At 57.8% G+C, this 13,036-nt stretch carries 12 protein-coding genes and 4 tRNA genes; 2 read left to right on the plus strand and 14 right to left on the minus strand.

What is annotated here, in order from left to right:
* Window positions 1-163: 163 nt before the first annotated feature.
* Genes ACVCAM_RS14380 through ACVCAM_RS14390 form a run of 3 tightly spaced genes read right to left on the minus strand, consistent with a single transcriptional unit; the run spans window position 164 to window position 4,724 of the window.
* Window positions 164-1,234 carry a hypothetical protein gene (locus tag ACVCAM_RS14380; RefSeq protein ID WP_058172879.1) on the minus strand — a complete coding sequence of 357 codons (1,071 nt, stop codon included), beginning with the start codon at window positions 1,232-1,234 and terminating at the stop codon, window positions 164-166.
* Between the two features lie 44 nt (window positions 1,235-1,278).
* Window positions 1,279-3,534 (minus strand): ThiF family adenylyltransferase, encoded by a 2,256-nt coding sequence (locus ACVCAM_RS14385; RefSeq protein ID WP_058172878.1) that lies wholly within the window; start codon window positions 3,532-3,534, stop codon window positions 1,279-1,281.
* Window positions 3,531-4,724, minus strand: a complete 1,194-nt coding sequence (locus ACVCAM_RS14390) for a hypothetical protein (RefSeq protein WP_033959564.1) — start codon at window positions 4,722-4,724, stop codon at window positions 3,531-3,533. The genes ACVCAM_RS14385 and ACVCAM_RS14390 overlap by 4 nt, the downstream gene beginning before the upstream one ends.
* Before the next feature lie 90 nt (window positions 4,725-4,814).
* On the opposite strand from ACVCAM_RS14390, the gene ACVCAM_RS14395 reads away from it, so the two are divergent.
* Together ACVCAM_RS14395 and ACVCAM_RS14400 are read left to right on the plus strand one after the other, a co-directional pair.
* Window positions 4,815-5,717 (plus strand): helix-turn-helix transcriptional regulator, encoded by a 903-nt coding sequence (locus ACVCAM_RS14395; RefSeq protein ID WP_058172877.1) that lies wholly within the window; start codon window positions 4,815-4,817, stop codon window positions 5,715-5,717.
* Window positions 5,718-5,723: 6 nt separating this feature from the next.
* Entirely contained in the window at window positions 5,724-6,512 is a 789-nt protein-coding gene (locus ACVCAM_RS14400) for a hypothetical protein (protein WP_033959559.1), read from the plus strand.
* Between the two features lie 18 nt (window positions 6,513-6,530).
* Here ACVCAM_RS14400 and ACVCAM_RS14405 read toward each other — a convergent pair whose 3' ends face one another.
* The 11 genes from ACVCAM_RS14405 to thrP all read right to left on the minus strand — a co-directional run bounded on the left by ACVCAM_RS14405 (window position 6,531) and on the right by thrP (window position 12,998).
* Window positions 6,531-7,814 (minus strand): hypothetical protein, encoded by a 1,284-nt coding sequence (locus tag ACVCAM_RS14405; protein ID WP_058172876.1) that lies wholly within the window; start codon window positions 7,812-7,814, stop codon window positions 6,531-6,533.
* A gap of 13 nt (window positions 7,815-7,827) precedes the next feature.
* Window positions 7,828-8,646 carry a TIGR02391 family protein gene (locus tag ACVCAM_RS14410; protein WP_058172875.1) on the minus strand — a complete coding sequence of 273 codons (819 nt, stop codon included), beginning with the start codon at window positions 8,644-8,646 and terminating at the stop codon, window positions 7,828-7,830.
* 22 nt (window positions 8,647-8,668) lie between these two features.
* Window positions 8,669-8,971 carry a helix-turn-helix domain-containing protein gene (locus tag ACVCAM_RS14415; protein ID WP_005304626.1) on the minus strand — a complete coding sequence of 101 codons (303 nt, stop codon included), beginning with the start codon at window positions 8,969-8,971 and terminating at the stop codon, window positions 8,669-8,671.
* The gene (locus ACVCAM_RS14420; protein WP_058172874.1) at window positions 8,955-9,338 is read right to left on the minus strand and encodes a type II toxin-antitoxin system RelE/ParE family toxin; all 384 of its coding nucleotides are present in this window, start codon (window positions 9,336-9,338) and stop codon (window positions 8,955-8,957) included. Before ACVCAM_RS14420 ends, ACVCAM_RS14415 begins: the two co-directional genes overlap by 17 nt.
* Window positions 9,335-9,658: a hypothetical protein gene (locus tag ACVCAM_RS14425; protein WP_086250394.1), complete on the minus strand. Its 324-nt coding sequence runs from the start codon at window positions 9,656-9,658 to the stop codon at window positions 9,335-9,337. Before ACVCAM_RS14425 ends, ACVCAM_RS14420 begins: the two co-directional genes overlap by 4 nt.
* On the minus strand, window positions 9,655-10,854 hold the full coding sequence (locus ACVCAM_RS14430) for a tyrosine-type recombinase/integrase (RefSeq protein ID WP_058172873.1): 1,200 nt from the start codon (window positions 10,852-10,854) through the stop codon (window positions 9,655-9,657). The genes ACVCAM_RS14425 and ACVCAM_RS14430 overlap by 4 nt, the downstream gene beginning before the upstream one ends.
* A gap of 207 nt (window positions 10,855-11,061) precedes the next feature.
* Window positions 11,062-11,138, minus strand: a tRNA-Pro gene (locus ACVCAM_RS14435).
* A gap of 45 nt (window positions 11,139-11,183) precedes the next feature.
* A tRNA-Leu gene (locus ACVCAM_RS14440) sits at window positions 11,184-11,269 on the minus strand.
* A gap of 21 nt (window positions 11,270-11,290) precedes the next feature.
* Window positions 11,291-11,366, minus strand: a tRNA-His gene (locus ACVCAM_RS14445).
* Window positions 11,367-11,433: 67 nt separating this feature from the next.
* Window positions 11,434-11,510, minus strand: a tRNA-Arg gene (locus tag ACVCAM_RS14450).
* A gap of 102 nt (window positions 11,511-11,612) precedes the next feature.
* A complete protein-coding gene (gene thrP, locus ACVCAM_RS14455) occupies window positions 11,613-12,998 on the minus strand; it encodes a bifunctional threonine/serine APC transporter ThrP (protein ID WP_021242842.1) in 1,386 nt (461 codons plus the stop codon).
* Window positions 12,999-13,036 lie beyond the last annotated feature (38 nt).

The following is a 13,036-nucleotide window of genomic DNA, read 5'->3' on the forward strand; positions in this document are numbered from 1 at the left end:
GAGTGCGCAGGCCCGCAAGGGCCGAAGGCGTCAGGGGTCAAAGCCGGACGGCCGCGATTCGGAACGAAGCGCGGGGCGTAGCCCGCGAACCCGACGGCGGCACGCCGAGACGCAAACAATGTAGTCAGCAGAAAATCAAAATGGTGCTGACCTTCTATCGAAGTCAGTTCTCTTGATCTTCGGGATATGGCGCCTGAGGAATCGGCACCCAGCCATCACGGGTGATGCCCGCGCCGATGCGGATGTTCTTGCTTTCAGTTGCCGCCCAGTGCCCGCCCCGGTGCAATACAGCGCGAATCACCGACTTCCGCGGGTGATCCTCGTCCGCTTTGGCGGAGCTGCATATGGCATTCCAGTGGTGATTGTCAGGCATCGCGTCCAAGCGTGGCCCCAGCAATTGATCCAGAATTTCCGTCGAGACGTTGTGCCGACCTCCGTGGTGAGGCACTTGGAAGTATCGAATTCCGGGCAACGTAAGTCCCGCAAAGGGGGCATAGTCGATCACTTCCTGCAACGCTTCTCGTCCGGCATCACCAGTAAGCATAATGCGATGGCCGTTCAGCACAGCCGACTGCACCACACTCATTTCATTCTCCCTACTGGTGGGAGCCGGTGGAAAATACTCCTCGCCCCACAGGGACTTGATATAGGCCGTCGCGGCCTTTACTACCCGGAATAGGCTGCTCAGCGCACTATCCATAGCGCTTTCCTCAACAGCTTCCGGTGTCTTCGATGAATCTACGATCAGGTCAAGATAGCGACCCAAAGTTGGTGCCATTACCATGAATGGGCCAATGCTTTGCCCCTGAAGAGGGGCATGAATGGAAACTCCCTTCTCCAGCGCAATATCCTCAAGAGCTGCCGAAGCATCATAGATGGACCGCAGCTTCCTTCTCAGGGCTTCAACTGATTCATAGTTCTCGAAGCGATCAATCAATTGATCCGCGTATATCCATGGCCTGTTGATCCAGAGATTCTTGACTGTGCATTGCTCCAAGACCTTCCGCAGCCCATTGGCGTGGTCGCGATCAGGGTGCGTGAGGATCACATGGTCGATAACAGTTGTTCCGTAATAGGTTTTCAGGTGCTCGACGATCTGATCTCCCGTATCCAGGTATCCGCCGTCAACGACGTGTACGCCCTCAGTGCCATTCACCGAATAGCGTAGCGTGATCGCATCCCCGCTTTTCGCTGTTTCGACGCCTAAAAAATCAATCTCGAAGTAGTCAGCCATAAATCCCCCTCGTGTTTTGCCAAAAAGTGCCGGCGACTTTGTTCTTACCAGCGGTCAACCGCGCACGTGAGTCCTGTCGGAGTCCAGACCAACGACACGGCGGGAAGGCCACCGGCATCCTCTGCGATGCTGCGCAAGGTATTTCGGTCTATCCCCGAATGCGCGCCGCCTTTCGGGTGGGTGTGCCAAGTGCCAATGAAAGCGAGATATCCTAAAGAGGCCGCGTTTGCAGCGCGCAAACTTTGGACAAGCCCACTGGTTCCAAGGACAAAACGAGCGGCCTCGCGAACGCTGTCAGACGGTGCCTCAACAAGGCCTGCAATGGTGATGGTTCGATTTTCAAACGAGATACGGCCAACCAAGGCGCCTCCTGTTTCCACCGCCCCCCAGTGCAGCGCATCAGCATCGATCGCGTGCGCCACAGGGTGCAGAATCCGAATGCTCCAGCCGCCATCGTCCGCTACATCGAGCACAGTGGTCGGGCCAAGGCTGGCACGGCTCCATGCCATGCCAAGGCCTTCGGCGTCCGAGATACCAGCACAAAGCGTCGCTTCCTCCGGAAGCCCATCAACGAGCCAGCGCTCCAGTTGCACTCCAGCCAGTGATGCCGACCGCGAAACAACGGCATCTGACATTGGCATGGTCAGTGAGCGGCAGTTGTCCCCTACAAAAATGCGCGTCGGCTCCGACGTATCGCCGGCAATCGACGCACGAAGTTCTGGCACAAACCGGCAGCACTCGAACAAGAAAGCCGTGAGGTCATCAACCCGACCAGCGCGACTTGGCCCTTCAAGCAAAACCGCGACACAACGCCCCTGGCCATACATCACTACCCGTGCCAGTCGAGTTGGGGATTGGTCCAATGCTTCTGATTGCATTTCTGCGGCCAGCACTTGAAGTGAAGCCGTCGTGTCCACGATAAGGGCAGCATCCTGCGGAACAATTGTGGCGAATCTTTCCGGATCGACTAAGAGAGTCACAGCGTCAGCGTCGAACGCGCGCGATTGAAGATGCGACAGTTCCCCAAAGGCCGTCTTCATCAGCGCAGACTTTCGCGGTAGGACCAGCACCGATGCTCGCTCAATGAGTGCATGCCGAGCTGCGTTGTGAGGTGACATGGATTCGTTGTCAACGAAAGTCATTGAGCCGAAACCAGCCCGCCCGAGGTGCATCGCGATTTTTGATCCCACACTACCGCAGCCGAGGATGACCAGCGACTGCGATGTGGCTGCTGACGGGATACCGGATGTCCGTGCCAGCAGCTCGGGAGACAACGCATGCGCATGAAAGGCGGGGTGAACCGTGGCATTTCGCTCTAGGAGCGACTGAGCGTTGAGTTCATAGCGCACCACATAGGGCAATACCTCGACATTCCGGCCTGGTGATCCAACAAGCGGCGCTGGTCTTTGTACAGTCAGAATCACAATCGCGTACAAACCGTGCACCCAACCACGCGAGTCTTGTTGCATATCCAGAATCGAGCGCCGGTAATAACCCTCCAAGCTTTGGGCTAAAGCGTCACGATCGATGCCAAGTTCTGCTGCTCGATCTAGCAGTGTCGTAAGATCGACAACCGTCTCCGGTTGATAGCGTTCGACTACATACAGGTGGCCATCGGTGATTGGTCCCCGCGCAATGAAGGTCGCGGTATGGCCATTCCCCCACTTGCCCAACTTGTCGTTGTGAACGCCTTGGGAAAACACAGGATCGACTTGTGCGCTCAGCTCGTCATCGATGATGGCGTATAGCCCGCCATCAATCGTCACGTAGCTCGCGGAGACCACCAAAACCGCGCCGTCAACGGGGGCGGCGGCCGCGACCTTTTCGGCACTGAAGACAACGGTCGAAGGACAACTGTCTCGCCGCGTCGGTTCCCACCCTTGCTCCAGGTCCAACAACGTTCCGGCAGCAGCCTTGTGCAGCCAATCAACCAACTGATCGACAATGGCGTCGAGACCAAACCGATGCAGCAGTTCGTTCAAAGATCCTTCGAACAGGCATGGCGAAACCAACTCGCCTTCGCGATGGGGGTTTATGTGTGGCAAGTTGAGTGGGAAGTCCGCACGCAAGAAGGGCTTGGGCGCGGATAGGGGCCAGTCACCGCCGAATACCAGAACGCATGTCTCGACGGCACGCACCCCGGTTTCGGAGACGCCGCTACGCCGAGACCTGTTTGGCAGTTGCACGGCAACATCGACCTCTATCTGCGTCGATGCACCGATTACCTTTGGTTCGCCAACGCGGGTCAAGCCCCGATGTCGCTGAAGTTGATGCAGTGCGTCTGCGATAGCGTCCGTCATGATGCCCCGTGCGGCATGGGAGTTCGCGCGGAGGTGATCACGGCGGCGGCCTTCGATCCAGCTTCCTTCTTCGAGGGGGGCTGCACACCTTGGGAGGTGACGGTGAAAACGAGGGGCTCCACAGATTTCTCGCTCGGGTACTCGCCCGTGCAGTAGAACTCACCTTTTGCTTCCTCCACGATTTCTACATATTCACGCTTTGCACGGATGCAGGGCGGATCGCTGTCATCAGCTTTGATGGGCTTGCAACTTGCGACGATGACGGCGCCGTCACGGGTCTGTGAGAGCGCCTTTCTTGCATCTGCATCCAGTTTTGCTTTTTCTCCGCACTTCGACCAACTGTCATAGGACAAAGAGTGCCAAGAGCAATGATGAGGTGTCTGCATGATGTCGTACTCCAGCACCTCAGTCTCGGCCTCATGGCGCTGCCATTGGCGGTTCCAGATGAATACTTCAGCATCCCCGCCAGTAAGAAACTTCGCGCCATCTGGTGTCGCTGCATCGGCAGCTAATGTGAAGTTCAGGATCACACTGGACTGATTTTTGACCAGGCACTCTTCCTCTTCCTCATCGTCCTTGGCCTCCAAAGGTGCAAGAAGAAACGCAGAGAAGAATGCAGAACTCTTGCCGTTGATCGTAGAGAAGCGCGTATCGACCTTCCGCACGATGGAGGTGAGGTCATCGGTCTTTCCATTGATGTCCTCCCCCATGATCTGGATGCGATCACCGGACCCAACGGTGAAGTTTTTGTCTCGATTCAACTGAACACGTCGGCGCGCCTCGGTAGCCCAAGCCTTCGCGTCATCACACAAGGTGAGGGTCTTGCTCGCACGGCGAAACACAATGGGAGACGACCACATCTCGCGAATGACGATCTTCTTGTCCTTGTCGTCCTTCTTGTCGTCCGGGTACTTATCCAACTCGCCCAAGTAGAAGTGACGAGTCAGCCCTCGGCAGTGGTCGTCGTCGGGGTGGCTCAGCAGGAAGGCATCAACATATGGTCTGCCGTTTTCATCCTTCTTCAGTCGATCGCGCAGGTCCTTGGCGACATCACGCGCCTCCCCCTCTGGATCGTCGGCGTCTTGTCGGATGTTTACGTCGATCAGCAGCGTGGTGGCATCAAGATCACCGAACTTGATGAGGGTCATGTCCCCGTTGTCAACGGGGAAAAAGGTGATGGTGGTGGGCACTTGGGGTCTCCGAGTAGACGACTGAGGAGTGATCGCGTATAGTTAATGTACGACTATTTTGTTGATCCGTCTACTTTTTAGGCGCTACTGATGCAAGAGCCCCCCGTTGCTACTGCCGAACCTGTTGAGCCCAAGGGGCTGAGCTGGGGGCTGGAGAGCAGACTTCAATTCATCGATTTTCGGTTGCGCTGGGAGCGGCGCATCAATCGAATGGATCTCACTGAGCACTTCGGCATATCAGTGCCTCAAGCGTCACTTGACATTGCCAAGTACACAGAACTGGCACCGAACAATCTGACATACGACCGCAGCTCCAAGACCTACACGGCAGCGCCGAGTTTTCGTCCGCTTTACCAGCGAAGCTCTGCACAACGTTATCTGGCAGAACTGTTGGCAACCAAGATGGGGGTGGTTGAGTCAACTGCCAGCTTTATCGGATCCGCGCCGGAGACAGATTGGGCTCCTTCCCCCTGGCGCACCATCGACGAGCAGACTGTCGAATTGGTGGTTCGTGCAATACGGCAGCAGGAAGCTATTCGAGTCAGTTACCAGTCCATGACGTCCTTGAACGAGTCAATTCGCCTGTTGTCGCCACACGCTCTTGGCTACGATGGCTTTCGTTGGCACGTGCGCGCGTTTTGCCACAAGCGCCAGCGTTTCAGCGATTTCGTCCTCGCTCGAATCCTTCGCATCGATGGTATAGAGCCGAGCCAAGTGGACTTCAGTCAGGATACGCATTGGCATACTGTGCTGACACTGATCCTTGCGCCACACCCCGACTTGCCGGCGGCCAAGAAACGAGTGTTGGAGTTGGACTACGGCATGGAAGACGGACAGGTCAAGCTTCCGTGCCGTCAAGCATTCCTTTACTACACACTAAGACGTTTGGGCTTGCACACCAAGGAAGCACCAGATCCGCTCGCACAACAGATCGCGCTGAAAAATCGTGACGATATTCAACCCTACATCGATGCCCTTACGGCACAGGCTTGACTCCGTATGACAACAATTTTTGAACTGGTCAAGGACCCTTATGAGCGCAAGGCGCGGGTTGTTCCTGGGCTTCTTGTGGCCTTGCCGGTACTGGTTCCGTTGTTGTGCGTCTACGGAGCCAAGCATCCTGTGCTTACGAGTGTGATTGGCCTGCTTGGTGGCTGTGGGGCCATTTATGCGCTTGCGAGCGTTGCCCGTGGCCGCGGTAAGAAACTCGAAGAAACCTTAGTTGCCAAGTGGGGGGGCATGCCCACCACCATTGCACTGCGCCACCGCGACAGGTTTCTCGATGGTGTCAGCAAGCAGCGCTACCACACGGCGATCACTGCCAAACTTGGCATCGCGATGCCAACAGCGGAAGAAGAGTTGGCAGCCCCTGAACAGGCAGACGACACGTACATAGGGGCAACCAAACGACTTCGCGAACTCACGCGCTCGAACAAGCAGCTCTTGCTGAAGGAGAACATCGCGTATGGATTCCATCGCAACATGTTGGCGATGAAGCCCGTCGGTGTCGCGTCGTGTCTCGTGGGCATCCTTTACGGACTTTTGATCGCAAAGGTCCTACGGGTAGCACCGCCTCACTTCAACCCAATGAATTTTGCTGATCCAGGGCTCGCAGCCGGCTTGACACTACTCATTTCCCTAGCGCTGCTTGCCGCTTGGCTGCTGTATTTCGATCAGGATTCTGTCAGGCGAATGGGCTTCGTCTACGCAGAACGCCTATTCGAGTGCTTGCCATCTTTGTCTTCTTCGGCCCCTCGGAAAAAAGCGCAAAAAACAGCTATAGATTGAAATTCAGTATGGGAATGGTCACGCCTCTTGGCTGGTTGCCGCGTGATTGCGATGCAGGTCCGAAACCACCGCGATCAACCTGTTGATCGGTTCAGACAGTCGCTTGGGCAATACGCGGTGCTGGGTATGAGTTTTCAGGTCGGCGATCCAGCGATGCGCAACCCATACATCTTCTTCGGGATGGTTGTTGTCCACACCGTTGCAATACTTGTAGCCAACCAGCGCATCGGTGCGCGACAGCAGAACGCGCGCCATCGTCATGTGGAAGCGATGAGCCTGGAGATCAGCCGGACCTTTTGGTCGCGGAAGAGTCAGACGCAGGCATCGTTGGTCGTTGAATTCAGCCCAGTCGGGGCCAACCACTTGTCCGGCGCGTTCCAGCATCTTGCGCGACTGTTCGTTCTTGCCATTGACCAGGGCAACGGCGACCGTACCCTTCGAGTACTCCAGCTTTTCGGCCAGCGCGTTCATCCAGCGCACCAGCTTGTTTAGAGTGTTGTCGTCCGCAAACACAAGGAACTGGTGGCGCTGTTCATCGTCGAGAAATGCAGGTAGCTGCGCATAGAGGGGATACAAGAGATCATGCAGGTAGATGTATGTCTGCCGGCGTCCTTGCTCATGACTCCGCGTGGTTGTGGTCAGCACCTTCTGCGCCCATCCTGGTGTGAGTTCTGCCAGCGTCATCTCAGTGATGTCGATGGAGATGAGGGGGAATCCAAGCGATTTTCCGATTAGCGCCTTGCGCCCATCAAAGGCATGCCCGAGTTCGATTTCGACGCCCCCCAGCACCATCGGCTCGGTCTGGACAGGCGGCCCGAGCACGGCAACGTCGAGTCGGAATTTGCTGCCAAATGGTGTTTCCAGCGGGTGCTCGATCGCCACCCGATCGGCGCCAAGCAGCAAGTTGCCTTCCAGCGAATAGTCAGACGCATCCGCGTCCTTGAACGCCCAGGGCATTGCAAGTCCGGCGTTCAAGCGTCGGGCTAGTTCAGCCGCGACAAGTTCCTTCGCGCGTCGGTGTTCGGCGCTTTCCTGCACGGTGCGCCACCGACTGGCTTCTTCATCATCGAAGTGCGCTTTGGGGCTATAGGTGTGCTGGGCAGGAAGCATCCGGAAATGGGATCGCCGGCGCAGCTTCCCGCTTTCAAAGGATGGGCTGACCCATGTCACCATCTGCCGTGATGCGCCGGGAGATACCAGGGGCCACAGCTTGCGCGCATGCTCCCGGCTGCGAACGTCGCGTGCGGCGATCGTGGTCTGAAAGATCCCTTTCCGAGAGAAGACAACGATCGCCTCGTCCATTCTTCTCTTTCCGTTATGGCGATACGGCGGCGACTTTCGTGGCGCCGTCCAGCTTGCGGTGAATCAGCGACACCAGCGTCAGGATGTCCAGTGCGTCCTGCTCGGACATAGGCCAATTCGTCTTGGGTGCATGGGCCAGCGGATTGCGCACGGCACCAAACAGGCCGATCAGCAGGTTAGCAAAGCCTTTCTGCTCGCTCTTTTCGGACTCGGTGGTGAGCGATCCCAAGGTGAGAATGGGTTGCTGGCCTGCGAATGCCTTGCTCACCAGGTCAGCGCCATCGCCGTGCAGGCCCGACAGCAGGCGAATCCGCTCCGCAACGCCTTTCGTTGCCTCGAACACGGCATGGAAGTAGTTTTCGTCCAGCAGCTCGGCACGGCAATAGTTCAGCACTTCCGCGTGGACGACGCGGCTTTCGAGCGCGGCTTTGAGTCGTCCAGCTCGGGCGCGCGCGGCATCAAGCGTCGTGGCCTTGTCGGCGTGCCCAACCTTACCGTCTTCGCGCACGTAGAAGCCGGAGAAGGCCAGGACGACATTGAGTTCGTCGCGCCGCCAAGTGAATGTCGCGGGGTCGCGGGCGTAGTTCACCGGGTTCATCGCGCGATTGATGAACATGATGAGATGGTTCCCGATCTGGTGCCAGTTCTGCGCGCCAGCCAGCGCATTGAACAACCGCTTCCATTTGGTAATGCCGGGCGACGTGTCGGCAACCTCGATTTCTTGCAACAAGCGCTCGATCTGCGTTCCGCTCAGGCCCCGTTCGGTATCTGCAAGCACACGGCAAGCGGCTTCAAGATGCTGTGAGCTGAAAGGATCAATTCGCGTCGCCAATGCCTATCTCCTTCGTCAGGCATCAGATGATGGCCTGCAAGCCCTTGTCTGCGATGACGTTAAGCAGCTTGAGGGCCGGACCGGCCGGGCGAGTCTCGCCTTGCTCCCATTTGCGCACCGTCGAGGCTGTGGTATGCAGGTGAAGCGCGAACACCGGCTGGCTGAACTTCAAGGCCTCGCGCAGGCGTTTGATGTCGGCAGCACCGAACTCCCGCACCGGTGGCGGGCAGATCGCGTCGAACTTGCGCATCGTCACCTTGCTGATTGCGCCCACTTCGTGGAGCGCAGCCAGGTCGCCACGTAGCGATTCAATGATCTTGCTCACAATGCACCTCCAATAACACGCCGGCCTGCAATGCCTTCGACAGAGCTTCCGCTGACAGTTCCAGGAACACCTTGCCGGCGAATTGCAGCGCCTTCTTTTCGTCCTGCGTGATGTTCACCTTGTCGTTCTTCGGGAAACCATGCAGGAACACGTAGCGGCTGCCGATCCTGGCCGATACCAGCGTGCGGTAGCCTCCGCTCTTACCTCCGCCGGGGCGGGCCACCCGCTTCTTGTAAAGGGAGCCGCCCAAGTCCGCGTCGATCAGACCGCTTTCCATCTCTTGAACCGCCTTGCACAACGCGGCATCGGGCAGCTTCTCGCCCGACTGCCAGCGTGCAAAGTCCTTGCGCTTCAGGATGTCCGTCATTTCGACCTCCAAACTATACCCGAAACGGGCATACTTTTCCAGTCTCCGGTGTAGCACCTACATAGAAGGGATGACCCGCCCGATTGTCGTGACGCCGGCACGACAATCGGAGCCGACAGGACGGGATGCCGGCCACCGGTCACGCGGGCATCCTTGGCCGAAATCAGCAGCGCATAGGCCGACCACGGTAGCGTGAAGACCTTGGCCAGCTCGGCGAGGCCGAATTTCCCAGACACTGTCTCGGAAATTGCAGAACGGGGATAGTCGGTCGGCAAGGCGGCGGGAGGTTTCCCCGCCACTGAAAGCGTCTTCTTGCTCATGCCGTGGCCTCCGCAGGGCGCCGCGCGCCCGTGATGGCCTGTCGCCGGCTGGCCACCAGCTCGGCCGCATCGCGCACCGGCTTGTCCTCGGTGTGGACATAGTGCATGAACATCGCCACGGTCTTGTGGCCCGTCAGCTTCATGCCTACCTTGGTCGGCACGCCCGAATTGGCAATGTCGGTGGTCGAGCGATGGCGGATGCCGTGCGTGCCGACGTGCGGGACGCCGGCGGCCTTGAGCACCCGGCACCAGCCGCCGTAGTGCTCGCCAAAGGTCAGGTGCTTGGTCGGGTCGTTGGGCGACGGCAGGACGTAGGGGCAGCCCTCCCGGCGCGGTGCCGTCGAAAACAGCCGGTAGGCTTCCGCGCTCATGGGCTTTGAAAGGCCGCCGGTCTTGCTATCGGGCCAAACCACGCGCCGGTTCTCCAGATCGACCCAATCCCATTCGAGCGTGCAGATTTCGGAGCGACGGCCGGCGAACTCGAATTGCAGGCGGATCGCCAGCGGGATGACGTAGTTCTCCAGTCCTTCCGCCTCCAGCTTCTCCAGATGGCGGAAGATCAGCGCCAGTTCGTCGTCCACGATGAGCCGGGTTTCCTCACCGGGCGGGTACATCGGGACGTGGCGGCACGGGTTCGTGCCGTCCGGGCGATAGCCCCACACTTCGGCCAGGTTGAACATCTTGCGCAGCACGCCGAAGGCGTTGTTCGCCTCGGCCGGCTTGTAGGCCAGCTTTTCCATCAGCCCGGCAATGTCGGGCCGCTTCACGTCCTGCACCTTCTTGCGGCCGATCAGCGGGACGATGCAGCGGTCGATGACGGCCTGGTAGCCGCGCTGCGTGCTGGGCTTGTTGCGCTTCTTGGAGTAGTCCTCCATGAACTTCTTGCACAGCGCTTCGACCGTGGGCGCCTTGCGCGCCTCGGCCTTGGCGCCGCCGGGGTCGCCGCCCCGGCGAACCTCGGCCAGCCAGTCCTGCGCCATGACGCGGGCTTGCTCCACGGTCAGTTCCCCGAACAGGCCCAGCGAGGGCTTGCGGGGCTGCCCGGAGTTCGTGCGGTACTGGAGCATGAACACCCGGCGGCCCTTCGGGGTAATCTTGCACAGGAAGCCCGGCACTACGGTATCCCGTAGTTCGATGTCCTTGGCCTGGGGTTGCGTTGACTCTACGGCGGTCTTGGTGAGCTTGATCTTAGCCATGATGACTCCTTGGAACGACCCGGATTCCAAGAGCCAGATAGGAGCGGCGCGAGGGAAAACCGGGTCAAGTTTCAGAAAGCACCGGCATATGATGGACGCGCGTAAGTTATTGATAAACCTGCTGTATCGAGCTACGGCGCAGTCCAGCGAAGTACCGGGCTGGAGTCATCGTCAAACAAAAAACCCCGCCGAAGCGGGGTTCAAAATTGGTCGGCGAGAGAGGATTCGAACCTCCGACCCACTGGTCCCAAACCAGTTGCGCTACCAAGCTGCGCTACTCGCCGATGTACTGCTTTTTGAATTTTTAGTTCAATTCATTTAAAAAGTCGTGGTGCGAGGGGGGGGACTCGAACCCCCACATCCTAAGGACACTAACACCTGAAGCTAGCGCGTCTACCAATTCCGCCACCTTCGCAATTCACAACTCTTTCAATAATGGGGTGGCTAATGGGATTCGAACCCACGACAACTGGAATCACAATCCAGGGCTCTACCAACTGAGCTATAGCCACCACTGTATTCTTTCACGCGGTACTGACTACTTCTCAGACCACCGCAGCTCTAGCGCCGGGACTAAAATGGCGCGCCCGACAGGATTCGAACCTGAGACCTCTGCCTCCGGAGGGCAGCGCTCTATCCAGCTGAGCTACGGGCGCTTAGCGCCGTTGCGGGGCTGGATATTACGTACCTCCGTCCCCGCTGTCTAGTGCTTTTTTGAAAAAAATGCGCGTTTGGTTATCGTTTGCACATTTTGCCGCTTATTCCTCCACTTTCTGCGTGGTGGCACGGCGACCGAGACCAAAAAGCTTATAGGCAGCCGTTACAGCGGCCAGGAAGATCATCCCGACAAACAGCGACATGCGGGTATCTTCATTAAAGTACATTCCGATTAATACGCAAATCAGGAACGCCATCGTTAAATAGTTCGCATACGGGAACAGAATTGAACGGAACGGATGGCTTTCAATCGCCTTTTTATGCGCATGACGGAAACGCAGCTGGCTGATGAGGATAACAAACCACGGCACCATGCCCGGCAGGACGCTGGCGCTGTAGACGTAAACAAACACCCGCTGCGGATTGGGAATGATGTAATTCAGGCAAGAACCAATCAGCAGGATCGCAATCGAAACCGCCACGCCCGCCACCGGCACGCCAGCACGTGACACTTTGCTCATCGCCGCAGGCAGCTGGTTATTCTTCGAGAGCGCATAGAGCATACGCCCACAGCTGTACATCCCGCTGTTACACCCTGACAGCGCGGCCGTCAGGACCACAAAGTTGATGATGCCCGCCGCCGCCGTGATGCCAATTTTGGCAAAGGTTAAAACAAACGGGCTGCCCGTCGTGCCAATTTCGTTCCACGGGAAGATGGTTACGATAACGAAGATCGCGCCCACATAGAAAATCAGGATGCGCCACAGCACTTTGCCCACCGCGCTACGCAGCGTGACCTGAGGATTTTTCGCTTCACCGGCAGTAATACCGATCAGCTCTACGCCCTGATACGAAGCCACAACGATACACAGCGCCGTCAGGAAACCCTTCCAGCCGCCGGCAAAGAAGCCGCCGTTTTCGGTCAGGTTACCGAAACCGATAGCGTGTCCACCGTTGCCAAAGCCGAAGAAAATCACGCCCAGGCCAACAACAATCATCACGATGATGGTGGTGACTTTAATCATCGCGAACCAGAACTCGATCTCACCATAAAGACGCACGGCGGCCAGGTTTGCCAGCGCCACCAGCCCCACGGCAATAAGCGCGGGTATCCACTGGGCCATGTCCGGGAACCAGAACTGGACGTAGACCCCTATCGCGGTGATCTCGGAGATGCCCACCGCCATCCACATGAACCAGTATGACCAGGCTGTCAGGTAGCCGAAAAAGGGGCTCATATACCGGTGCGCGTAAACGGCGAAGGAGCCGGTTACCGGCTCCAGGAAGAGCATTTCGCCCATGGAACGCATGATGAAGAAAACAAACAGCCCGGCAATAATGTACGCCAGTAATACGGAAGGGCCTGCCCACTTGAGCGTGCTTGCGGAGCCCATAAACAGGCCCACGCCGATAGTGCCGCCCAGCGCTATCAGTTCAATATGACGAGCTTCCAGCCCACGCTGTAGCTCCTGTTTTTTCTCTGCCATAGATCCTCGATTGTGTTTGCTGTTTCCCGACTTAAGAC

The sequence above is a fragment of the Enterobacter sp. CFEC122 genome (genome assembly GCF_052983755.1).